Here is a 20,771-nt window from a genome sequence, read left to right as displayed (position 1 = left end):
GCAAGAATCCAGCCGCACCGCCGGCCCCATGGTGGCTCCGTGCGTGGGTGTCACGGTCACCGGGAGCGGAGCCGCCGTGGGTCAGGGGCGGCGGTAGTCGCGGGGCGCGACGCCGAACTCGGCCCGGAAGTGCGGCCGCAACGCGGTGGCCGAGGCGAACCCGCACCTCCGGGCCACCTCCTCCACCGCCAGGTCCGTGGTCTCCAGCAGCCGCTGGGCGCGCAGCACCCGCTGGTGCAGCAGCCACCGGGCCGGGGTGCCGCCGGTGGTCTCCCGGAACCGGCGGTCGAAGGCGCGCCGGGACATCGTGGCGCGGCGGGCCAGTTCGTCCACGGGGATGTCCTGGTCGAGGCGGTGCAGCGCCCAGTCCAGGGCCGCGCCGACCGGGTCGCCGCGCAGCGGGGCGGGCACCGGTTCCTCGATGTACTGGGCCCGCTCCCCCGAGCGGTGCGGCGGCACGACCATCCGGCGCGCGATCCGCCCGGCGACCTCCGCGCCGGACCGGTGCCGGATCAGGTGCAGGCACAGGTCGATGCCGGCGGCGCTCCCGGCGGAGGTGGCGATGTCGCCCTCGTCCACGTAGAGCTGGTCGGTGTCGACGTGGATCCCCGGGTACCGGGCGGCGAGTTCGGCGGCGTACGCCCAGTGCGTGACGGCGCGCCGGCCGTCGAGCAGCCCGGCGGCGGCCAGCACGAACGCGCCCACGCACAGTCCGGCGACCCGGGCGCCCCGGGCGTGCGCGGCCCGCAGCGCGTCGAGGACGGGCTCCGGGGGCGGCTCGAACGACGTCCGGAACGAGGGCACCACGACCAGGTCGGCGTCGGCGAGCGCGTCGAGCCCGTACGGCGCCTCGAGCCGCAGGCCGCCCGTACTGGTCAGCGGGCCGGGGTCGCCGGCCACCATCCGCAGGTCGAAGCCGGGTTCGCTGAACACGGAGGCGGGCACCGCGGTCTCGAACAACCCGGCCCCGTCGAACACCAGCACAGCGACGATCATGGGGTGAGCCTAGGGGCGCGCGGACCGGGCGGCGGGGCCGGGCGGGTGCGGAGGCCCCGCGCTGGCGGGTGCGGCGGTTCCGAGGTCAGCTCACGGGTACCCGGCGAGGAAGCGGTCCATCGCGGCGTCCACGCCGGCCCGGTCGCCGGTGGCGAGCAGGTCCAGCAGCAGGCCGCGCACCACGGCCAGCCCGAGCCGGGCGTGCGCGCGGGCGTCGGCCTCCGACAATCCGTGCCGGATGCCCAGTTCCGTGCCGGGCGCGATCCAGGTCTCCACGATCCCGTCGAGCACCGGGGCGACGGCGGCGTCGCCGGCCAGCGCGCGGCCGTACAGCTCGAAGAAGAGGCGTTCGTGCGGCCACAGGTCGGGTTGGGAGACCCGGTTCCAGACCTGGCGGGCCAGTTCGGCGGGCGGCAGGTCCGCGGGCAGGCTGGCGAGCAGGTCGCGCTGGGCGGCCTCGACGGCGCGGACCACCTCGACGAGCAGGCCCTCCCGGGAGCCGAAGTGGTAGAGCAGCATCCGGTGGCTGGTGCCGAGCGCCCCGGCGAGCTGGCGCAGGCTCAGGTCGCCGAGGCCGTGCGCGGCGAGGTGGGCGATGGCGGCGGTCAGCAGCCGGGTCCTTGCGCTCTCCATGTACCACATGGTACATGTACCAGATGGTACAAGTGATTGACGTCCGGGTTTCCACGACCGCCGACCCGGCGACCGTCCACGCGCTGCTCCGCGACGGCCGGACATGGCCCGAGTGGTCCCCGATCGGCTCGTTCGCGCTGGAGCGGCCGGCCGCCGACGAGCCGGAGGGGGTCGGGGCGGTCCGGGTGTTCCGCACCGGCCGCACCACGAGCCGCGAACGCGTCGCCGAGCTGGTCCCCGACCGCCGGCTCGGCTACGAGCTGCTGTCCGGCCTGCCCCTGCGGGGGTACCGGGCGAACGTGGACCTGACCCCCACGCCGACCGGTACCGAGATCCGCTGGCACTCGACGTTCCGCCCGAAGGTGCCCGGCACCGGCTGGATGTACCGGCTGGCGCTGCGCGTGTTCATCCGCCGGTGCGCCGAGGGCCTGGCCGCGCACGCCGCCCGGCGGCACCCGGCCGCCCCGTGAGCCCGACTCAGGGCTTCAGGCCCGCTCCGCACGACTCCCGGGAGTGGAAGGTCAGGAAGTCGCTGCGGACCCAGCCGATCTGTCCGGTGCTCCGGTCGGTCAGGTAGGTCCAGTCGGCGCCGTCGTCGGCGACGGCCGTGCACCGGTAGCGCAGCCCGTCCTCCGGGGTCACGACACCGATCTTCACGCACTGGACCCCGTTGCCGTTGCGGATGTTGACGGTCCGGGTGGCCGAGTTGCCGTACTCGCCCTCGTGGGTCCACGGTTGCCAGCCGCAGTGGGTCTGTCTCGACTCCGCCTGGGCGGGCGCGGCCAGGGCGGTGACGCTGACGAGCGCGACTCCGGCGATCGCCAGCGCGTACCGGGAAAGAGTGTTCATGGTGTCCCCCGTGCTCTCGGAATGGGTGTCACCATCGTGCGACACCCGTTCCGACGCTGTCCCCAATTTGGGGCATCCACGAACAGTTCCATCTATAACTTGCTATGCGGTCGGGGCCGGCTATCACTCCAGTCCGGCGAGGCGCAGCAGCAGCGCCTTCACGTCGGTGGCCGCGAGCCGTTCCCGGGCCTCCGACGGGTCCGAGCACAGCAGCACCGGGGCCTCGGCGGCGCTCGCCGGCAGCCGGCCGTGCGAGCCGCGGACCGCCTCGGCCCCGGCGTCGAGACCCACGACACTCATCAGGTACCGCATGCCGAGCTTCTTCTTCGCCAGCGCCACCCCGGCCCGCAGCTTCGCCGCCCCCGGACCGGCCGGGTCGAACAGCAGCTCGGCCGGGTCGTAGCCGGGCTTGCGGTGGATCTCCACGAGGCGCGCGAAGTCGGGGGCGGCGGCAGGGTCGGTCCAGTAGTAGTACGTGAACCAGGCGTCGGGCTCGGCGACCAGCACGAGTTCGCCGGCCCGCTCGTGGTCCAGGCCGTACCGCGCCTTGCCCTCGGCGTCGAGCACCTCGGCGACACCCGGGATCTCCGCGCACAGCTCGGCGATCTCCTTCACGTCGGCCGGGTCGGCGACGTAGACGTGCGCGATCTGGTGGTCGGCGACCGCGAAGACGGGCGACGTCCACGGGTCGAGGTACTCCATCCCCGCCTGGGTGTGCACGTTGAGCAGCCCGGCCTCGCGGAACACCCGGTTGACGTGCACCGGCCGGCGCGCGGGCGTGATCCCGTACTCCGACAGGGCCACCACGGTCGCGCCCCTCCCGGCGGCCGCGTCGAGCAGCGGGCCGAGGACGGTGTCCAGTTCGGCGGCGGCGCGGGCCGCCTCGGGGCCGGCCGGGCCGAAGCGTTGCAGGTCGTAGTCGAGGTGCGGCACGTAGACCAGGGTCAGGTCGGGTTCCTTCGTCTCGAACACGTGCTGGGCGGCCTGGCAGATCCACTTCGAGGACGGCAGGCCCGCGCCCGGCCCCCAGAACGAGAACAGCGGGAAGACGCCGAAGTGCTCCTCCAGCTCGTCGTGCAGGTCGGGCGGGAACGTGTAGCAGTCGGGTTCCTTGCGGCCGTCGGCCCGGTACACGGGCCGAGGGGTGACGGTCCAGTCGACGTCGGCGCCCATCGCGTACCACCAGCAGATGTTGGCGACCGTGTAGTCGGGGTCGAGCCGGCGCGCGGTCTCCCAGATCTTCTCGCCGCCGACGAGCCGGTTGTGCTGCCGCCAGAGCAGCACCTCGCCGAGGTCGCGGAAGTACCAGCCGTTGCCGACGATGCCGTGTTCGGCGGGGGTCGCCCCGGTGAGGAGGGTGGCCTGCACGGAGCAGGTCACGGCCGGCAGCACCGGGTCGAGCCGGGCGGTGAAGCCCTTCTCGGTGGCGGCGCGCAGCAGGGGCATGTGGTCCAGGAGCGGCGGGGTGAGGCCGACGACGTCGATGACGACGAGGGGGGTGGGGCGGCTCATCGGGCCACCGCCCCGGCGGCGGGGAGGGACACGGACCCGGTGCCGGCGCGGTCGGGCCCAGGCCCGGCGGCGGCGCGGTCGGGTGCGGACCCGACCGGGGTGAGGCCCAGGGCCAGCAGTTCCCCGTGCGCGAAGGCCAGTTCGGCGGCGATCCCGACCACGAGTTCCCCGTCGTCGCGCGGCCTGCGGTCCTCGGGCAGCACGTTCCAGGTGTACGTCTCCACCTCCAGGTGGTCGCACCGTGCCCGTTCGCCGCCGACCAGCGCGGCCAGCCCGGCCCGCAGGACGGGGGTCGTGCCGGACAGCGGCGGCGCGGGTTCCGCGTGCAGCGGCACGTGGAAGTGCACCCGCCACGGGCCGTCGGGGTCGGCGGCGAGCGCCTCGGGCAGGTCGTCGTACGCGGCGCCGGACCGGGTGCGGGTCTGGTGCAGGAACCGGGGCTCGGCGTACCCGGCGAGGACCGCAGCGGCGGACCGCGGGTCGGTGACCTCCAGGGCGGCGGACACCTGGGTCTTCACGACCGGGAGGCCGGCCGCGTCGAGCCGGGCGACGGCCCCGGCCGGGTCCTCCCAGGCGCACGCGAGGTGCGCGAGGTCCAGGCACAGCCCGATCCGGTCGGTGTCCACCCCGGCCAGCGCGGCCACGGCCTGGGCGGTGGTCTCCACGACGCAGCCGGGTTCGGGCTCGACGGCGACCCGGACCGGCGGCCCGTCGAGGGCGGCCAGCCCCACGGCCAGCGCGTCGAACAGCCGGGCCGCGTCGTCGGCGTCGTCCGGACCCCACGGGTCGCGCCAGCCGAACGGCAGGGTGGAGATCGAGCCGCGCGCGGCACCCTCGGGGAGCAGGTCGGCGAGGACCCGGGCCAGGTCCAGGGTGTAGTCGAGGCGGCGGCGGTCGGTCCAGTCCGGCCGGTACACGGCGTGCTTGACGACGGGGGCGTGGAACGTCTCGTACGGGAACCCGTTGAACGTGACGACCTCCAGGCCCCGGGCGTCGAGTTCGTGGCGGAGCCGGGCGCGCAGGGCCGGGTCCCCGGCGAGCGCGGCGGCGACCGGCGCGGCGAGCCACAGGCCCAGGCCGAGCACGTCGGCGCCGAGGGCCTCGCGGACCGGGAGGGCGAACGTGTCGAGCTGGCCGAGGATGCCGGCGAGGTCCTCGGCGGGGTGCACGTTGGTGCAGTACGCGAGGTGGACGAGGGTGCCGTCGGGGTGTCGCAGGCGCATCACGCACCGCCGCGCAGGATCGAGTTGCCCTCGAAGGTGGGCTCGGTGTCGACCGCGTCGAGCTGGAGCCGGCCGGACTGGCCGTAGAACTCCACCGGGTTGCGCCACAGCACCCGGTCCACGTCGTCGGCGGTGAACCCGGCGGCCAGCATCGCCTCGCCGGTGCGCAGGGTGAGCAGCGGATCGGAGCGGCCCCAGTCGGCGGCGGAGTTGACCAGTACCCGGTGCAGGCCGTGTTCTTGAAGGATCGTCACCATCCGGTCCGGGGACATCTTCGTGTCCGGGTAGATGGAGAACCCTGTCCAGCAGCCGGCGTCGGCGACCGGGCGGACGGTCAGCTCGTTGATGTGGTCGACCACGACCAGCCCCGGGTCGATCCCCGATTCCTTCACCACGTCCAGGGTGCGCTGGGTGCCGCGCGCCTTGTCCCGGTGCGGGGTGTGCACGAGGGCGGGGAGTTCGTGTTCGACCGCGAGGGCCAGTTGCGCGGCGAAGACCTCGTCCTCGGCCGGGGTCATGGAGTCGTACCCGATCTCGCCGACCGCGACGACCCGGTCCTTGGCCAGGTAGCGCGGCAGGACGTCGAGGACCTCCCGGCAGCGCGGGTCGTTGGCCTCCTTCGGGTTCAGCGCGATCGTGCAGTGGTGCGCGATCCCGAACTGGGCCGCGCGGAACGGTTCCCAGCCGATCAGCCCGTCGAAGTAGTCGGTGAACGAGCCCACGGTCGTGCGCGGCTGGCCGAGCCAGAACGCCGGCTCCACCAGGGCGCGCACCCCGGCGGCGGCCATCCGTTCGTAGTCGTCGGTGGTGCGCGACGTCATGTGGATGTGCGGGTCGAAGATGCGCAAGCTACCGGCTCCTCAGGGTGTGCAGCAGGGCGAGGGCGTCGTCGGGGACCGTCCGGCCGGCGGCGGCGCGCTCGTCGGCCAGGCCGGCGAGCATCACGGCCAGTTCGGCGTCGGCGCGGTCCGCCAGGCCGTGCACGGCGGCCAGGGGCACACCGGTGAACACGCACTTGAGGACGCCCTGGCGCCAGGCCGCGTCGTCGAGGTGCGCAGCGTACGGGCCCAGAGCGGCGGCGACGAGCCGGGTGTCGTTGGTGCGCAGCGCGTCGCCGAGCAGGTCCACGCACTGGTCGTCCAGGGCCAGGAAGGGCAACGCGAGGAGTACGGCGCGCTTCTCGTCGGCGTCGCCGTACCGGTAGAGCGCTCTGACCTCGCCGAGTACCGCGCGGGCCGGCAGGGCGGTGAGCAGCAGGGCCCGGGCGGCGTCGTCGGTTCGCCAGCCCTCGGCGAGCGGGGCGCGCCCGCAGTGCCGCCCGACGGCCGGGAACAGGGTGCCGACCGAGGCCGGTTCCAGGGCGACCCGGTCGAGGGCGGTGTCGAGCCAGGCGCTGGCGGGGGGTGCGGGGATCACACCAGCACCCCCTCGGCGGCGCGGAGGAAGGCCAGGGACCGGGCGGCGGTGTCGGGGGCGGCGTGCGAGTGCCGGGGCAGTTCGACGGCGACCAGGCCCCGGTAGCCGGTGTCGGCCAGCGCGGCGAGGACGGGCGGGAAGTCGATCTCCCCGGTGCCGAACTCCAGGTGCTCGTGGGTCCCCCGGCGCATGTCGTCGATCTGCACGTTGACCAGGTACGGCCCGGCCCGCCGGACGCAGTCGGGCACCGGTTCGGGCTCGACGCACCGGCAGTGCCCGATGTCGAGGGTCAGGCCGAACGCGTCGGGCGCGCCCAGGTCCGCGCGCAGGGCCTCCCACTGGTCGAGGGTCTCCACCAGCATCCCGGGCTCGGGTTCGAAGCCGAGGACCATGTCGGCGGCGGCGTGCGCGACGACCTCGGCGCAGCCGGCGACGAGCCGGTCCCGGGCGGCGGCCGGGGTCAGGTGCGGCGGCCGGATCCCGGCCCAGAAGGACACGGCCTCCGCACCCAGGTCCGCGCCGATGTCGACGGCGCGGCGGAGGAAGTCGACCCGGCGGTCCCGGTCGTCGTCCAGCAGGGTCGGGGCGTGCTTGCGGCGCGGGTCGAGCAGGTAGCGGGCGCCGGTCTCGACCACGACGCCGAGCCCGTGCCGGCCGAGCGCGGTGGCGACGGCGGCCGTGCGGTGGAAGAGCCCGGGGGCGTACGGGTCCAGGTGCGCGTGGTCGAGGGTCAGCGCCACCCCGGTGTAGCCGAGGTCGGCGAGGACGGCGAGCGCGTCGTCGAGGGCGTGGTTGGCGAAGCCGTTGGTGCCGTACCCGAAGCGCAGGCTCACGTCGGGGACACCTTCCGCGCGAGCGCCCGGGCCAGCGGCGCGACGGCGGCCAGCACGGCCCCGGTGACGGGCGCGCCGGCCGAGGCGGTCAACGCGCCCTGCAACGCGGGGAGCGCGGTGATCCCGGCCCCGACGGACGCCCGGACGTTGGCGGCCGACGGGTCCTCGAGGACCTTGGCCTGCGCGCGGCCGTAGCGGTGCGCGTACCAGGCGCCGAGCGCGGCCGACACCCGGCGTTGCCGGCCGAGGGCGGGGGCGGCGGCGATGGCGGCGGTCGCGGCGAGGGTCCGGGCGGGCAGGGTCCGTTCCGCGCCGTGCACCTCTTTGCGGGACAGGGCCGTCACGGTGTAGGTGTGCGAGGCGACCACCAGCGCCGGCCACAGTGCCCTGGTCACCTTCCCGGGGCTGGCCCCGAGCAGCACGTCCAGGCCCCGGCAGAGTGCCATGCCGGCCGGCCCGGCGGGGGTGTTCTTGAGCTTCACGTCGTACGCCCAGATCGCGCCGACCAGCGGGATGGCCACGCCGAGCGCCCGTCTGCCACCGGCGACGGCGGCGATGGCCAGGCCGGCGGCCGTGAGCCCGCCGGCGATCCCGAGTGCCGCGTCCGGGCTGATCCGGCCGGAGGGGATGGGGCGTTCGGGGCGCTCGACGGCGTCGAGGTCGCGGTCGGCCCAGTCGTTGGCGGCCATGCCGGCCCAGTACAGGCAGACGGAGGCGGCGGCCAGGCCTGCGGTCCGCGCGCCGAGCACGTCGGCGGCGGCGGCACCGGCCACGGCGTCGCCGGGCACGGACAGCGCGGCGGGCGCCCGGACGAGTTGGACGAGGTCACGCAGCAGCATCGCGCAGCCCCTTCACGAACTCCACGAGGAGCGTCCACTGGTCGGCGAGCCCGTGCGGGACGTCGCCGAGCGGGTCCTTGAAGAAGAAGGCGAGGGCGGGCACCGGGCCGACCACCCCGGCGGCGTGCGCGGCGGCGGTCAGGCGCGCCAGGTCGAGGACCAGCGGGGCAGCCAGCGCGGAGTCGCAACCGTGCCAGGTGAACTCCATCCGCATCACAGTACCGAGAAAACCACTGAACGTGACCAGATCCCAGGCGGTCTTGAAGTCGCCGAGGTCGGGCACGTGGTCGATCCGGGTGTGGCCCTCGGGCTCGTAGCCGAGGATCTCGCCGAGGACCCGCTGCTTGCTGGCGGTCTTGGCCGCGTTCGCCGCCGGGTCGGCCAGGGTCGCGCCGTCTCCCCCGCCGAGCAGGTTGACCCCGGACCAGGACCGGACCTTCAGGTGACGGAGCGCGAACATCGGGGCGAGCACCGACTTGAGCAGGGTCTCCCCGGTCTTGCCGTCGCTGCCGCCGTAGGGCAGGCCGGACTCCACGGCCAGCCGGGCCAGGGCGGGCAGCCGCGCGCCGGTCGACGGGGTGAAGTCCACGAACGGGCAGCCGGCGGTCAGCGCCGCGTACGCGTACAGCGCGCTGGCGGGCAGGACCGCTCCGGGCTGGTCGAGCGCGGCCCGGAGCGCGGCCAGGTCGTCGTGCGCGGGGTGCGGGACGGCCGCCGGCTCGGTGGACGACACGTTGATCACGACCACCCGGTCGAGGGCGTGCCGGTCGCGGAAGGCGCGCAGGTCGGCGGCGGTCCGGGCGGCGGTCTCGGCCTGGGTGCGGCCGGACGGGGGCGCCAGGACGTCGGCCTCCACGCCCTCCAGTTCGGCGGCGACCGCCTCGACGAGGGCGGCGGGCACCACCCCGGACGCGGCCAGGTCCCGGGCCTTCTTGACCAGGCCGACCGTCGAGGGGTCGTGCCCGCCGAAGACCAGGTCGGTGAGGGCGGGCAGGGCCGGGGAACGCAGTTCCGGCAGTTCCGTGACGCAGCCGAGCGGCTCGGCGAGCGACGCCCGCACCGCCAGCGCGCCGACCATGCTGGTGACCGCGACCGAGCCCCGCGCGCCGATCAGCCAAACACCCGTACGCAAGGTGCCTCCCCGGGGTTAGTGCGTAGGCCCGCAGGCACGGGCCGTGATCACGCAGAGCTTATGTCTCCCCCGGACAAACTTTCTACGGTTCCGCAGTCGCGAATTCTCCACCTGGCACGATCCGGATATGTAAATAGCCGAATGGCTAAAAGCGCTCATCCCCTTGGATGTGATCCCGCACACCGGTCTGCGTTTAGTGTTTGTCCTTTGAGGACGCCTAGCAATGGAGGTAACGGGTGCAACGAACACAGCGACGTGTCCATGTGATGGCGCTGGCGGTGGCGCTGACCACCGTCGCGCTGCCGGTCGCTCCGGCCGCCGCCACGAGCACCGCGACCGAGATCGAGGTGGTCGCCAGCGGGCTCAACGCGCCGCGTGGTCTGGTCTACGACCGCAGCAAGGACCGGGTGCTGGTCGCCGAGGCCGGGGTCGCCACCCAGAACAACGGGCCGTGCACGAACCTGGGCCGGACCCAGTGGTGCTACGGGCCGTCGGGTTCGGTCTTCGAGTACACCGCGACGGGGCAGAAGCGGATCGTCACGGGGCTGCCGTCGATCGCGAACTCGGCCAAGGACACGGTCCAGGGGCTGCACGACATCACGCTGTACAAGGGCCGCAAGCAGCTCCTGTTCGGCATGAACGGCCCGCAGCCGTTCCACGACGGCTTCGGCCCGGACGCGGCCCTGCTCGGCCACTCGGCGACCTTCACGGACGCCGGACAGCTCGTCGGCGTCGGTGACCTCGTCGGGTACGAGCAGGCCAACAACCCCGAGCCGGACTCGGTGCGGTCCAACCCGTTCGGGATGTACTCCGACGGGGACGGCAACATCGTCGCCGACGCCGGGGGCAACACGCTGCTGTGTGTCGGCCACGACGGCACGGTCACGACGCTCGCGGTCTTCGGCCCGAGGATCGTCGCCGGGGAGTACATCGACTCGGTGCCGATGGCGGTCACGAAGGCCAACGGCGCGTACTACGTCGCCGAGCTCAGCGGCTTCCCGTACTACCAGAACCAGGCCCGGATCTACCGCGTCAAGCCGGGTCAGGCCCCGACGATCTGGGCGGACGGCTTCACCAACATCGTCGACATCGCGTTCGACGCCCAGGGCCGGCTGCTCGTCCTGGAGCTGGCGAAGAACGGCCTGCTCGACCCCGACCAGACGGGCCGCCTGGTCCGGGTCGAGGGCGACGGCACCCGCACGGTACTGGCCACGACCGGGCTCACCAACCCGGGCGGGATCGCCGTCGGGCCGGGCAACGTCGTGTACGTGACGAACAAGACCGCCACCGCCGGCGGCGCCGGGCAGCTCCTGAAGCTGACCCTGCACCAGTAGCACTTCGCGTGGCGGGCGGCCCCGGTCGCCCGCCACGCCCAACCGAGAGGCACCGGCGATGACCAGCTCCACCGACGCGGGCATCCTCGTCACCTGGCGAGAGTCCCCGCTGGCGGCCAAGGCCCTGCTGGTGGGGATCCTGGTCAACCGGCTCGGCGCGTTCATCCAGATCTTCCTCGTGCTGTTCCTGACCCTGCGCGGCTTCAGCACCGTGCAGGCCGGCGTCGCCCTCGGGGTGTACTCGGTCGGCGCCGTCGCCGGCTCCCTGATCGGCGGCGAACTGTCCGACCGGCTCGGCCCGCGCCGCACGATCCTGGCCAGCATGGCCGGCACCGCCGCCATGGTGCTCGCCGTCCTCTACCTGCACAGCTACCCGGCGATGCTCGCGGCCGTGGCCCTGGTCGGCGCGATGACGGCCCTCTACCGGCCGGCCGCCAAGAGCCTGCTGTCCGAGCTGACCCCCATGCACCGCCAGGTCATGATCTTCGCGATGTACCGGCTCGCGTACAACATCAGCACCACCGCCGCCCCGCTGGTCGGCGCCGCCCTCGTCGCGGTCAGCTACGACCTGCTGTTCTGGGCCGAGGCCGTGGCCTGCGGGGCGTTCGCGGTGATCGCCGGGATCGCGCTCCCCCGACGCGGCGCCCCCCTGCCCGACGGGGTCGAGGCGCCCGAAAAGGAGCCGGCCGGCAGCTACCTCGTCGTGCTCCGCGACGGCCGGTACGTGCTGTTCCTGCTCGCGCTGCTGGTCAACGCGGCCGTGTACACCCAGTACCTCAGCGCGCTGCCGGTGGCCATGCAGTCGCACGGGCTGAACACCGCCTGGTTCAGCGCCATGCTCGCCCTCAACGGGTTCATCGTGATCACCTGCGAGCTGCTCGTTACCAAGGTCGTGCAGACCTGGCCGATGCGGGTCACCGTCGCCGTCGGGTTCGTGCTGCTCGGCGGGGGGCTGGCGTGCTACACGCTGCCGATCGGGGTCGCCGCGTTCGTGCTCGGCACCCTGGTCTGGTCGCTCGCCGAGGTGGTGGCCGGGCCGACCATGTTCGCGTACTCGGCGGTGGCCAGCCCCGAACGGCACCGCGGCCGGTACATCGGCGCGCAGTCGGCCGTGTTCGGGATCGGCTCCGCGATCGGCCCCGTGGTCGGCCTGTCCCTGTGGAACCGGGTGCACAACGACGTCTGGTGGTGGTACGCCGCCGCCACCGCCGTCGGGATCGCCGCCGGCTGGTTCGGGATGCGCGCCCCGGCCCCCGAAGTTGTCCCGCCCGTCAACTCCGACGCCCCGCTCGACGAGAGGACCGAAGCCGCATGACCCGCAACGCGCTGACCGAGCACTACCTCACCGAGGTCGCCCGCCGGGGCGTCGGCGCCGACGAACTGCCGGCCGCGACCCTCCGGCACCTCGACCTGGACGCGACCAGCTACCGGGGCAAGACCCTGCCCCGGCCCGCGTTCCTGGACCGGGCCGAGGTCGCCCGGCTCGACGCGGACCTGCGCAACCTCCAGGACGCGCTCTACGCCCTGCCCGACCGGCTGTTCGGCGGCGACATCGGCGCGTTCGCCCGCGCGGCCGGCATGACCGAACCGCAGGTCACCGCCGTGCTCCGGGGCCGGGGGCCGGCGCCGACCCGGATGGGCCGCGCCGACATCTACCACGACGGCGAACACTTCCGCCTGATGGAGCTCAACCTGGGCAGCGCGCTCGGCGGCCTGGACAACGCCATGGTCAACCCGACGTTCCTCACCCACCCGTTCTTCGCCGAGTTCGTCCGGGAGAACGGCCTGGCGTACATGGACACGCTCGCCGAGCTGGTCCGGACCCTGCTGGTGGAGAGCGACATCCCCGACGGTCAGCGCCCGCTGGTCGCCGCCGTGGACTGGCCGGCGAGCTTCGCGAACCTGGAGGAGCGGCTCAAGCAGAGCGCCGCCGCGATGGCCCCGTTCGGGGTGGACGTGGTGCCGTGCCACCTGGGCATGCTGAAGATCCACAGTGGCCGGGTCTGGCTGGACGGCCGCCCGGTGGACGTCATCTATCGGCTGTTCCTGATCGAGGACCTGCTGGACCCGGAGGGCCCCGGCCTGGTCGACCCGGTGCTGCGGGCCGTCGAGCGCGGCGAGGTGCGGATCTTCGCCCCGATGGACGCCGAGCTGTACGGCAACAAGGCCGCGCTGGCCATGGTCTCCGACGGGGCCAACCGGCACCACTTCACCCCCGAACAGGTCGCCAGCCTCGACCGGCTGCTGCCGTGGACCCAGATCGTCCGCGAAGGCGACGTGGTGGTGGACGGCGAGCTGGTGGATCTCCGGGGGTACGCCGAGGCGGAGCGGGAGAACCTGATCCTCAAGCCGACCCTGCTGCACGGCGGCATCGGCGTCGTACCCGGCTGGGAGACCCCCGCCGACGAGTGGCGCACCCACCTCGACGGCGCCAACACCGGCCACCACGTGCTCCAGCGCCGGATCCGGGGCGTGCCGGAGCTGTTCCCCACGGCCGACGGCCACGAGCAGCGGCTGCTGAACTGGGGCGTGTTCACGGCGGCCCGGGGCTACGCGGGGGCGTTCGTGCGGGGCACCACGGATCTGGAGGACGGGATCGTCAACGTGGCGGCGGGCGCGACGCTGGGGTGCACGTTCCACGAGGCGGGGTAGGCACCGGAGGTCGGTTCCCCGAGTGGGTTCAGCGGGGATCGTCGGGCGCGGCGGCGTCCGGCGATCCCGCGCCACGTCGAAGGGGCGGCACGCGACAGGCCGCGCTGAGCGGGCGCCGGGCCGCACGGATGCCGGAGCCCACCGGTGGGCGTGGCGCTCCCGTACCCATCGGAAGGTGGTGGTTTTCGCGGGCCGCACCGGGAGCCGCACTCAGCGGAGGGCCGCCCGGGCCCCCAGCCCGATCAGCAGCGCGCCGGTCGTCGCCTGGAGCCAGCGCCGCACCCGGGCCCGCAGCAGCGCGCGCCGCCCCTTCCCCACCAGCCAGCCGAACAGGGTGAGCCAGCACAGCACGATCCCGACGTGCACGGCCACCAGCAGCGCCGTCGAGGTGACCGGGCGGCCGGCGTCGAGGAACTGCGGCAGCGCGGTGAGATAGAAGCCGGCCGCCTTGGGGTTGAGCACGTTGCCGAGGAACGCCTGGCGGAAGACCCGCCGCGCCGGAACCGACCGCTCCGCCGGGCGCACGGTCTCCGCCGGGCGACCGGCGCGCACGGCCGCCCACAGCGCCCGCCCGCCGAGCCACACGAGGTAGCCGGCGCCGAGCCATCTGAGCACCGCGAACGCCGTGGCCGACCGCATGACCAGCGCCGACAGTCCGGCCACCGACGCCACGCCGTGCACGCACAGGCCCGTGACGGTCACGGCGACCACGGGCGGCACGGCGCGGCGGCCGTCCCGCAGCACGGACTGCGTCATCAGCGCCATGGACGTGCCCGGCGTGACCGACAGCAGCGTCACGGTCACGGCGAACGCCACCAGGTTGTCGATCATCGGGCGAGACTATCGCGGTCCCACGACAGCTACCGGGGCGCCAGCCGGTCCCCGGCCTCCGCAGGCCGTCCCGTCGTCCCCGGCCGGGCGCGCGGCCGGACCAGCGCGCACCGCCCGACCGCTGGCCGGGGACGGGCGTTGCCGCGAAATTGTCGTATCCCGCGTCTAGGCTGCGGCCATGACTGACGATCCCCCCTGGGAGCCCCCGCTGGCAGGCACGGAGACCGAGCACCTGATCGGCGCCCTGGACCGGCAGCGGGCCACGTTCCGCTGGAAGGCCGACGGCCTGGACGAGACCGGCCTCGGCCTGCGGATCGGCGCGTCCACCCTGACGCTGGGCCGGCTGCTCAAGCACCTGGCCGCCGTCGAGGACAACACGTTCACCGTGAAGCTCGCCGGTGTGCGGATCAACGAGCCCTGGTTCTCGGCCGACTGGGAGGCCCAGCCGGACTGGGACTTCGTCTCGGCCGACCGGGACGGCCCGGCCGAGCTCTACGCGCTGTGGGACGCCGCGGTGGCCCGGTCCCGGCAACGGCTCGCCGAGGCCCTGGCCGACGGCGGCCTCGACCGGCGGGTGCACGTCGGCGATGGGCGGGCGAGCCTCCGGCGGCTGCTGTTCGACCTGCTCGAGGAGTACGGCCGGCACACCGGGCAGGCGGACCTGCTGCGCGAGGCGGTGGACGGGCGGGTTGGCGAGGATCCGCCGGCCGGCTGGCAGTCGACGTAGCGGGCCGGAAGGGAGGCGTGCTCCCCTCCGGCCCGGGTCGTGGTCAGACGCCGGCGATGTTGATCTCGGCGACGGCGGTCCACGGGTTGCCGTTGACCTCCGACAGCGCGCGGAGCCTGACGTAGCGTCCGGTCTTCGCCGCGAACGTCACCGTCTGCTCGACGGTGTTGTTGGCGAACGTGCCGGTGGCCACGGCGGTGCCCCAGGTGGTGCCGTCGGCGGAGACGTACACCTCGTAGCTGGCGATCCGGCCGTTGGCCTGGCTCTGGCGCGGCAGGTAGTACAGGTTGGTCACCGAGCGGCTGGCGCCCAGGTCGATCTGGATCTCGTGCGGCATGGGCGCGGCGGTGCCCGACCACTTGGTGTGCCAGAACGTGGCGGTGTTGCCGTCGAGCACGTTGGTGCACGGCGCCTGTTCGTTGGTGGTCTCCTGGCTGTCGCACGACCGCACCGACATCGACGACTGCGGGAACCGGCCGCCGCCGGAGGTGCCGGACGCGGTGAGGGTCAGGGTCTGCTCGGCGGCGGACCTGGACCCGCCGACGGGGTTGCCGGTGGTGTTGGTCCAGCTGCGGGTGGGGGTGGTCTCGGCGAGCCGGGCGGAGTCGGTGGACAGGCCGAGGACGAGTCCGCTGTGCCGGTTGACGAGCCGGTAGGTACCCCCCGAAGTGTTCTTGACGAGGAACCACTGCTGGCCGACGCTGCCGGTGGACGCGGTGACGGTCGGCTTCGTGCCCCAGGCCCGGGTCGTGGTGACGGCGGAGTCGACGCCGAGGGCCTGGCCGGTGGAGGCGTTGGTGACCCGGTACGCGCCGTCACCGGTCGCGGTGAACGACCACTTCTCCAGGTTCGAGCCGGTGGCCGTGCCCACGGAGGTGGTGGCGGAGCTGCCGGAGACCTGGGCGAGGACCCGGCCGGAACCGGTGCCGATCGTGTACGTCTTCGACAGGTCCACCGGCGCCGGGGCCGGCATGTTCGAGTCGATGCTCATGGTGACGTACTGGCTGGACGAGCCGCCGGAACAGCCGAACGAACAGTACGACCGGAACGACTTGCCGACGATCGTGGAGTTGGTCTTGTTGGCGCTGTCGAGGAACCAGCGGTACCACGACGCGGTGTGGTAGCTGCCCGAGTCGCCGATCCGGGTCCACTTCTGGGTGGCCAGGTCGTCGGTGGCGTAGTACTCCTGCGGCGCGTTGCCGGACTGGTCCACGGCCTGCGGGGTGCCGATGTACACGCCGAGGTAGGCGTTGTAGGCGATGTTCATGACGAACAGCGGCGACGTCGCGGGCATCTTGCCGGCGGCGATCTGCTGGCTGGCCGTGCCGGTGTTCGCCGGGTTGTACTCCGAGCCCGTCGGCGTGTACCCGTTGGGGTTGGCGGCGGTCACCGGCACCATGTTGCTCTCCTTGCCGCCGACGCCGGGCTGCGACCAGGAGCCGTTGTACCACTTCTGCCACGTGCCGGCCGCCATCTTGCCCGACAGCGGAGCCCGCGCCACGTGCGAGTAGAAGGCCTTCCAGCTGCCGCTCTTGTCGACGATCCGCGAGCCGTACAGCGCGTAGAAGTAGCCCGAGGCGGTGTCGACGAACAGCCGCTGGTCGCCGTCGCCGTAGTCGTAGGTCTGGTTCGGGAAGGCCGCCGTGTCGTTGCGCTTCGTGCTGTAGGGCGACGTGATCACCGAGTTGTCGATGACCCAGGTCCGCCCCTGGTTGGTCGAGACGGCGTGGTCGATGGCGTCGTAGTGCAGGCCGTCACCGAACGGCTGCGGGGTGAACTCGTTGTGCACCAGGCCGTGCCAGTCGCCGGTGTCCGGGTCGACCCACACCCCGGACAGGTCGCAGTAGTTGCGCTGCGCGTATCCGGACCCCGAGGGCGCGTAGGTGGAGCCGAGGCCGGTGGGGCTGTTGTTGCACCGCCAGGTCGTGTCGTTGTTCTTGTCGTTGGCGTTGTTCGGGTTCACCGCGTTGCTGATCGCGCTCGACTTCGACGCGGTGTCGAAGTTCGTCCCGGTGAAGAAGTCCCAGTGCCGGGGGTCCGATGCGCCGTACAGCGCGGCGGCCTGCTGGAAGTAGAACGTGCCGTCCTTGTCGACATAGGTACTCGCGGGCGTGTCGTTCGGGAACGCGTAGGAGCCGATCGACCCGGCCGTGACCGTGTACGTGGCGCCGGGTGGCAGCGCCGACGCCGTCGACGAAGCCACGGCGCTGACGGTCACCAGCGCGACGGCGGCGAGCGCGGCGGTAAGCACTTTTCGAGAACGTGACACAGCTGAACCTTCCCTTTCGGAACGGGAGACGCTGCAGCCCCCGAGCGCCTCAGCGCCCCGAGCACTCCGTGTTCACTCATGTTGTTTCATGCAAGAACACGGTCAGTTTCTCGCTCGTTTCCGCAGATGTCAACAGGATCCTCATAGGATCGGGTCGATATTCCAGGCGTATCCACCAACCTGGACACAGAGATGCCCGGCAATGTTGGGAAGTGTTGGATCACGCCGCGCGTGTTGACCGCGTCGGGCCCCTCAGAGGTTGGCGGCCTCGTCGGCGAAGAGCAGCGCGGGGTCGAAGTCCATGCCGCCGAAGTGGCCCGCGAGTTCGAGGGCGAGCACGCCGTGCAGCCGGGTCCAGAAGGTCAGGGCGCGCCGGAGGGCCGCCGGCGACGCGGGGTGGCCCTCGGCCCAGTGCCGGTGTCCGGCGAGATGGCGCTCGAAGGACGTCACACCCTCGTGAGGGGTACGCGGCGCGAAGGGGTCGAGCAGCGCCGCCATGATCTCCGAGGAGATCCGGGTCGTGTCCTCGGGCGCGTGGTAGCCGGGGATGGGCGTGCCGTAGATGAGGAAGTACCGGTGCGGGTCGCTCAGGGCCCAGTCCCGGACGGTGCGCGCCAGCCCCGCCGGGTCGGCGCCCGCGTCGAGGGCGGCCCGGACGGCGTCGGCGAGGCTGCGGTACGCGTCACGCGCAGACCGAACCCAGGACCCCGCGCCGCCGGGCCTGGACCGCCCTGATGACGATTCCGCTGGCCCTCGCGGCCGTCGCCGGCACCACCCTGCCGGCCGGGGCCGCCGGCGGGAGCACGGCGGCACCGAGCGCGGCGGCCGGCCAGCCCAGGCCGCTGACCTGCCGGGGCGAGGGCGTGGACCCCGCCGCCCGGATCCGGTACCGGACCGAGGTCATGATCGAAGCTCCACTGCGCACGGTCTGGGGCCTGCAGACCACGGTGCGGGACTGGCCGTCGTGGCAGCCGCCCGTCACGAGCGCCCGGCGCCTGGACCCGGGCCCCCTGCGCGAGGGCTCGCGGTTTCGGTGGACCACCCCCGTGCCCGCCACCCCCGGCACGCCCGCCACCACGCTGGTGATCACCTCCACGGTGCGGCAGGCACAGTACGGCAGGTGCCTGCGCTGGACCGGGCCCGCGATCGGCGAGGGGCTGCGCATCGACCAGGGCACCCACGTGTGGACGTTCACCGAGGTCGACGGCGGCGTTCTGGTGCGCACCGAGGAGACGTGGGTCGGCGCCCAGGTGGAGGCCGATGTGCCCACCTCCACCGCCTACCTCGGGATGGGCCTCGAGGACTGGCTGCGCAACCTCAAGACCACCGCCGAGGCCCGGCACCACTCGAACTGACACGTCCCGCGCCACCCCGGGGTCGGGGTGGCGCGGGAACCGTCGCGACCGGCCGGGACGTCGACTCGCCGCCCGACAGGTCGGGCGCGGGTCCGCCAGAGCCGGTCCGGGCTCCGGCGTCAGCCGATCGTGAGCTTCGGCGCGGCCGACCCGTTCGGCACCCCGCCCGGGCAGAAGGCCGCCACGAGCGCGCCGAGCAGGGCGACGTCCGGGACCACCGCGTAGGTCGTCGCCGACAGGCTGAAGTGCCGGTCGGTCTCCGGCTGGTGGTAGGAGAACGTGAGGTAGCCGGGGATCCCGCCGGTGTGCCCCCACACCTCGGCGCCGCAGGGCAGCGCGACCTTGCCGATCCCCAGCCCGTAGCCCGAGTCGAACGCCGTGGTCCTCAGCTCGGCGAGCTGGGCGGGCCGGAGCAGCCGGCCGTCGAGCAGCGCCGCGTAGAACGTGTTCAGGTCGCGGGTGGTGGAGAGGATCTCCCCGGCGGCGTAGGCCGACGAGACGTTCAGCGCGGTGATGTCCACCGGCCTGTCGTCGACCTGGAGGTAGCCGTGCGCGTGCGGCCCGCCGATCGACGGGTCGTCGCCGGGCAGGTCGGTGTCGCGCAGCCCGAGCGGCCGGACGATCCGCCGCCGCACCTCGGCCTCGAAGGACCGGCCGGTCGCCTTCTCGATCACGAGCCCGACGAGAACGTAGTTCGTGTTCGAGTACGACCACGCGGTGCCGGGCGCGAACAGCGGGTCGTGCGCGGCGGCCAGCGCGACCAGTTGCCGGGGCGTGTACCGCTTGTACCGGTCGCGGACGACCTGCTCCGGGGAGACGAGCACCTCGTCCGTGTAGTTGTACAGCCCGCTGGTGTGGTTGAGCAGTTGGCGCACGGTGATGTTCCGGCCGTTGGGCACGGTGCCGGGCAGCCAGCGCTCGACGCTGTCGTCCAGGGCGAGCCGCCGCTCGCCGACGAGCTGGAGCGCGACCGTGGAGGCGAAGGTCTTCGTCACGCTGCCGATCCGGAACCTGCCGTCGACCGGGGCGGGCCGGTGGCGGTCGAGTTCGGCGACGCCGCTGGCCAGCCGCTCGACGCGCCGGCCGTCCCGGAACTCCAGGACGGCCGAGGGCGCGCCGCCCGCGACGACGGCGTCGAGCTCGTCGCGGAGGGTGTCTGCGGCGGGTGCGGCGGCGCCGGCGGGTGCGGCCACGGAGGTGGCGAGGACGAGGGCCAGGGCGACTATCCCTATCCGTTGCAGTCTCATGCCCACGAAGTCTTCCCGTCCCGTTCGGACTGTGTAAGGGGGCGATCCCCTAGGGCCGGTCCCTGAGCGCCGCCGGGACCGGCCCTTGTTCGTCCAGCGCATCGCCGGTGTGCTGGGCCGCCACGTCTCCTTCGCCTGGGGCTGGGGCTGCGGCTGCGGCTGCGGCTGCGGCTGCGGCCGGGTGATGGTCGCGGCGCGTTCTCCGTCGCCGGACCGTCAACGGGTCCGCGCGCGCAGGCTCCGTGCCAGGGTGGGGATCACCACCGCTGCGGGGACGAGGTGCAGCACGATGAGGGCCACAACGGTGGCGGCGTCAGCCCCGGAGAGCAGGGTCGGGGCCAACGAGATCGCGGTCAGCGACACCGCCGTCCACCCGAACCGCCCGGCGGGACGGGCGCTCCACCGGAGCAGTGCGGCGGCGAGAACGATGCCCACGACCGAGAAGAAGCCGGTGACCACCGCGAACCCGGCCAGCGGGATCACCTCGCCACCCTCCGGGATCTCGAAGTCGACGCCCAGCGCCCCGGCGAGCGCGGCCGTGAGAGTGGTGGCCGCCACCGCTCCGAGAGCAGCGAGGAGGCCGGTGCCGACGAGCCTGCGGAAGGGGTTGGTCCGGCGCGGCGCCGGGCCCACGGTACCCCTCGTGTCGGTCATGCTTTTCATGTCTTTCTCCCTCATTCGGTCACTGGTGTGCGGGACGACGACGCGCACCCGCGCCGTGCGACGGCCGGGGTTGCGCAGGGCGCGGACGCCGGTGCCGCGCAGCCAGAACCCGGCGTCGCGGCCGAGGACCGGCCCCGGCCCGCCGTCGCGCAACTCCAGCTGCACCCGCCCCTGGGTGACGACGCCGAACGCGTCACGCCACTCCCCCGCGACCACCGCGACCCGCGCGCCACCGCGCAGCGTGAGCGTCCGCACCGGGA

Annotated in this window: 21 protein-coding genes; 6 read left to right on the top strand and 15 right to left on the bottom strand. The window is 73.4% G+C overall.

Features of this window, described 5'->3' with window-relative positions; all coding sequences use genetic code 11:
- Positions 1–81: 81 nt before the first annotated feature.
- Together AB0M43_RS07900 and AB0M43_RS07895 are read right to left on the bottom strand one after the other, a co-directional pair.
- Positions 82–996 (bottom strand): helix-turn-helix domain-containing protein, encoded by a 915-nt coding sequence (locus AB0M43_RS07900; protein ID WP_363722218.1) that lies wholly within the window; start codon positions 994–996, stop codon positions 82–84.
- A 90-nt stretch (positions 997–1,086) separates the two neighbouring features.
- Positions 1,087–1,629: a TetR family transcriptional regulator gene (locus AB0M43_RS07895; RefSeq protein ID WP_363722217.1), complete on the bottom strand. Its 543-nt coding sequence runs from the start codon at positions 1,627–1,629 to the stop codon at positions 1,087–1,089.
- Between the two features lie 23 nt (positions 1,630–1,652).
- Between AB0M43_RS07895 and AB0M43_RS07890 the strand changes: the two genes are divergently transcribed.
- Positions 1,653–2,099 carry an SRPBCC family protein gene (locus AB0M43_RS07890; RefSeq protein ID WP_363722215.1) on the top strand — a complete coding sequence of 149 codons (447 nt, stop codon included), beginning with the start codon at positions 1,653–1,655 and terminating at the stop codon, positions 2,097–2,099.
- Positions 2,100–2,106: 7 nt separating this feature from the next.
- On the opposite strand, the gene AB0M43_RS07885 is transcribed toward AB0M43_RS07890, so the two are convergent.
- The 8 genes from AB0M43_RS07885 to AB0M43_RS07850 all read right to left on the bottom strand — a co-directional run bounded on the left by AB0M43_RS07885 (position 2,107) and on the right by AB0M43_RS07850 (position 9,433).
- Entirely contained in the window at positions 2,107–2,478 is a 372-nt protein-coding gene (locus tag AB0M43_RS07885) for a hypothetical protein (RefSeq protein ID WP_363722213.1), read from the bottom strand.
- Positions 2,479–2,601: 123 nt separating this feature from the next.
- Positions 2,602–3,990 carry a nucleotide pyrophosphatase/phosphodiesterase family protein gene (locus tag AB0M43_RS07880; protein WP_363722211.1) on the bottom strand — a complete coding sequence of 463 codons (1,389 nt, stop codon included), beginning with the start codon at positions 3,988–3,990 and terminating at the stop codon, positions 2,602–2,604.
- Positions 3,987–5,213, bottom strand: a complete 1,227-nt coding sequence (eboE, locus tag AB0M43_RS07875) for a metabolite traffic protein EboE (RefSeq protein ID WP_363722209.1) — start codon at positions 5,211–5,213, stop codon at positions 3,987–3,989. Before eboE ends, AB0M43_RS07880 begins: the two co-directional genes overlap by 4 nt.
- A complete protein-coding gene (locus tag AB0M43_RS07870) occupies positions 5,213–6,061 on the bottom strand; it encodes a TatD family hydrolase (protein WP_363722207.1) in 849 nt (282 codons plus the stop codon). Before AB0M43_RS07870 ends, eboE begins: the two co-directional genes overlap by 1 nt.
- 1 nt (position 6,062) lies before the next feature.
- Positions 6,063–6,629: an EboA domain-containing protein gene (locus AB0M43_RS07865; RefSeq protein WP_363722205.1), complete on the bottom strand. Its 567-nt coding sequence runs from the start codon at positions 6,627–6,629 to the stop codon at positions 6,063–6,065.
- The gene (locus AB0M43_RS07860) at positions 6,626–7,462 is read right to left on the bottom strand and encodes a sugar phosphate isomerase/epimerase family protein (RefSeq protein ID WP_363722203.1); all 837 of its coding nucleotides are present in this window, start codon (positions 7,460–7,462) and stop codon (positions 6,626–6,628) included. Before AB0M43_RS07860 ends, AB0M43_RS07865 begins: the two co-directional genes overlap by 4 nt.
- Positions 7,459–8,301 (bottom strand): SCO3242 family prenyltransferase, encoded by an 843-nt coding sequence (locus AB0M43_RS07855; RefSeq protein WP_363722201.1) that lies wholly within the window; start codon positions 8,299–8,301, stop codon positions 7,459–7,461. Before AB0M43_RS07855 ends, AB0M43_RS07860 begins: the two co-directional genes overlap by 4 nt.
- Entirely contained in the window at positions 8,288–9,433 is a 1,146-nt protein-coding gene (locus AB0M43_RS07850) for an inositol-3-phosphate synthase (protein WP_363722199.1), read from the bottom strand. The genes AB0M43_RS07855 and AB0M43_RS07850 overlap by 14 nt, the downstream gene beginning before the upstream one ends.
- Positions 9,434–9,669: 236 nt before the next feature.
- Here AB0M43_RS07850 and AB0M43_RS07845 point away from each other — a divergent pair, with 236 nt between their 5' ends.
- Genes AB0M43_RS07845 through AB0M43_RS07835 form a run of 3 tightly spaced genes read left to right on the top strand, consistent with a single transcriptional unit; the run spans position 9,670 to position 13,419 of the window.
- Positions 9,670–10,767, top strand: a complete 1,098-nt coding sequence (locus AB0M43_RS07845; RefSeq protein WP_363722197.1) for a ScyD/ScyE family protein — start codon at positions 9,670–9,672, stop codon at positions 10,765–10,767.
- 58 nt (positions 10,768–10,825) lie between these two features.
- A complete protein-coding gene (locus tag AB0M43_RS07840; RefSeq protein ID WP_363722195.1) occupies positions 10,826–12,082 on the top strand; it encodes an MFS transporter in 1,257 nt (418 codons plus the stop codon).
- The gene (locus tag AB0M43_RS07835; RefSeq protein WP_363722193.1) at positions 12,079–13,419 is read left to right on the top strand and encodes a hypothetical protein; all 1,341 of its coding nucleotides are present in this window, start codon (positions 12,079–12,081) and stop codon (positions 13,417–13,419) included. Before AB0M43_RS07840 ends, AB0M43_RS07835 begins: the two co-directional genes overlap by 4 nt.
- Before the next feature lie 210 nt (positions 13,420–13,629).
- Here AB0M43_RS07835 and AB0M43_RS07830 read toward each other — a convergent pair whose 3' ends face one another.
- On the bottom strand, positions 13,630–14,250 hold the full coding sequence (locus AB0M43_RS07830; protein ID WP_363722191.1) for a LysE family translocator: 621 nt from the start codon (positions 14,248–14,250) through the stop codon (positions 13,630–13,632).
- Positions 14,251–14,428: 178 nt separating this feature from the next.
- Between AB0M43_RS07830 and AB0M43_RS07825 the strand changes: the two genes are divergently transcribed.
- Positions 14,429–14,977: a DUF664 domain-containing protein gene (locus tag AB0M43_RS07825; RefSeq protein ID WP_363722189.1), complete on the top strand. Its 549-nt coding sequence runs from the start codon at positions 14,429–14,431 to the stop codon at positions 14,975–14,977.
- A 43-nt stretch (positions 14,978–15,020) separates the two neighbouring features.
- Here AB0M43_RS07825 and AB0M43_RS07820 read toward each other — a convergent pair whose 3' ends face one another.
- Positions 15,021–17,246 (bottom strand): discoidin domain-containing protein, encoded by a 2,226-nt coding sequence (locus AB0M43_RS07820; protein WP_363722187.1) that lies wholly within the window; start codon positions 17,244–17,246, stop codon positions 15,021–15,023.
- Between the two features lie 252 nt (positions 17,247–17,498).
- Complete coding sequence (locus tag AB0M43_RS07815; protein ID WP_363722185.1) at positions 17,499–18,059, bottom strand: TetR-like C-terminal domain-containing protein; 561 nt, start codon at positions 18,057–18,059, stop codon at positions 17,499–17,501.
- Between AB0M43_RS07815 and AB0M43_RS07810 the strand changes: the two genes are divergently transcribed.
- Positions 17,981–18,601 (top strand): SRPBCC family protein, encoded by a 621-nt coding sequence (locus AB0M43_RS07810; RefSeq protein ID WP_363722183.1) that lies wholly within the window; start codon positions 17,981–17,983, stop codon positions 18,599–18,601. The genes AB0M43_RS07815 and AB0M43_RS07810 overlap by 79 nt on opposite strands.
- 119 nt (positions 18,602–18,720) lie before the next feature.
- Here AB0M43_RS07810 and AB0M43_RS07805 read toward each other — a convergent pair whose 3' ends face one another.
- Together AB0M43_RS07805 and AB0M43_RS07800 are read right to left on the bottom strand one after the other, a co-directional pair.
- Complete coding sequence (locus AB0M43_RS07805; protein ID WP_363722181.1) at positions 18,721–19,848, bottom strand: serine hydrolase domain-containing protein; 1,128 nt, start codon at positions 19,846–19,848, stop codon at positions 18,721–18,723.
- Between the two features lie 216 nt (positions 19,849–20,064).
- Positions 20,065–20,766 (bottom strand): DUF6069 family protein, encoded by a 702-nt coding sequence (locus AB0M43_RS07800; RefSeq protein WP_363722179.1) that lies wholly within the window; start codon positions 20,764–20,766, stop codon positions 20,065–20,067.
- Positions 20,767–20,771: the final 5 nt, after the last annotated feature.

Origin of the sequence: Longispora sp. NPDC051575, assembly GCF_040681875.1 — a bacterium.
In the GTDB taxonomy this organism is placed as follows: Bacteria; Actinomycetota; Actinomycetes; order Mycobacteriales; family Micromonosporaceae; genus Longispora.
The sequence above is the reverse complement of the archived record's forward strand: the minus strand, read 5'-3'. Positions and strand labels throughout refer to the sequence as shown.

Excerpts from the sequence above, each read along its gene's own strand:
- AB0M43_RS07895 (WP_363722217.1), bottom strand. The coding sequence starts at position 1,629 with ATGGAGAGCGCAAGGACCCGGCTGCTGACCGCCGCCATCGCCCACCTC.
- AB0M43_RS07810 (WP_363722183.1), top strand. The coding sequence starts at position 17,981 with ATGACGATTCCGCTGGCCCTCGCGGCCGTCGCCGGCACCACCCTGCCG.
- AB0M43_RS07835 (WP_363722193.1), top strand. The coding sequence starts at position 12,079 with ATGACCCGCAACGCGCTGACCGAGCACTACCTCACCGAGGTCGCCCGC.
- AB0M43_RS07840 (WP_363722195.1), top strand. The coding sequence starts at position 10,826 with ATGACCAGCTCCACCGACGCGGGCATCCTCGTCACCTGGCGAGAGTCC.
- AB0M43_RS07885 (WP_363722213.1), bottom strand. The coding sequence starts at position 2,478 with ATGAACACTCTTTCCCGGTACGCGCTGGCGATCGCCGGAGTCGCGCTC.
- AB0M43_RS07830 (WP_363722191.1), bottom strand. The coding sequence starts at position 14,250 with ATGATCGACAACCTGGTGGCGTTCGCCGTGACCGTGACGCTGCTGTCG.
- AB0M43_RS07900 (WP_363722218.1), bottom strand. The coding sequence starts at position 996 with ATGATCGTCGCTGTGCTGGTGTTCGACGGGGCCGGGTTGTTCGAGACC.
- AB0M43_RS07825 (WP_363722189.1), top strand. The coding sequence starts at position 14,429 with ATGACTGACGATCCCCCCTGGGAGCCCCCGCTGGCAGGCACGGAGACC.
- AB0M43_RS07855 (WP_363722201.1), bottom strand. The coding sequence starts at position 8,301 with ATGCTGCTGCGTGACCTCGTCCAACTCGTCCGGGCGCCCGCCGCGCTG.
- AB0M43_RS07890 (WP_363722215.1), top strand. The coding sequence starts at position 1,653 with ATGGTACAAGTGATTGACGTCCGGGTTTCCACGACCGCCGACCCGGCG.
- AB0M43_RS07880 (WP_363722211.1), bottom strand. The coding sequence starts at position 3,990 with ATGAGCCGCCCCACCCCCCTCGTCGTCATCGACGTCGTCGGCCTCACC.
- eboE (WP_363722209.1), bottom strand. The coding sequence starts at position 5,213 with ATGCGCCTGCGACACCCCGACGGCACCCTCGTCCACCTCGCGTACTGC.
- AB0M43_RS07805 (WP_363722181.1), bottom strand. The coding sequence starts at position 19,848 with ATGAGACTGCAACGGATAGGGATAGTCGCCCTGGCCCTCGTCCTCGCC.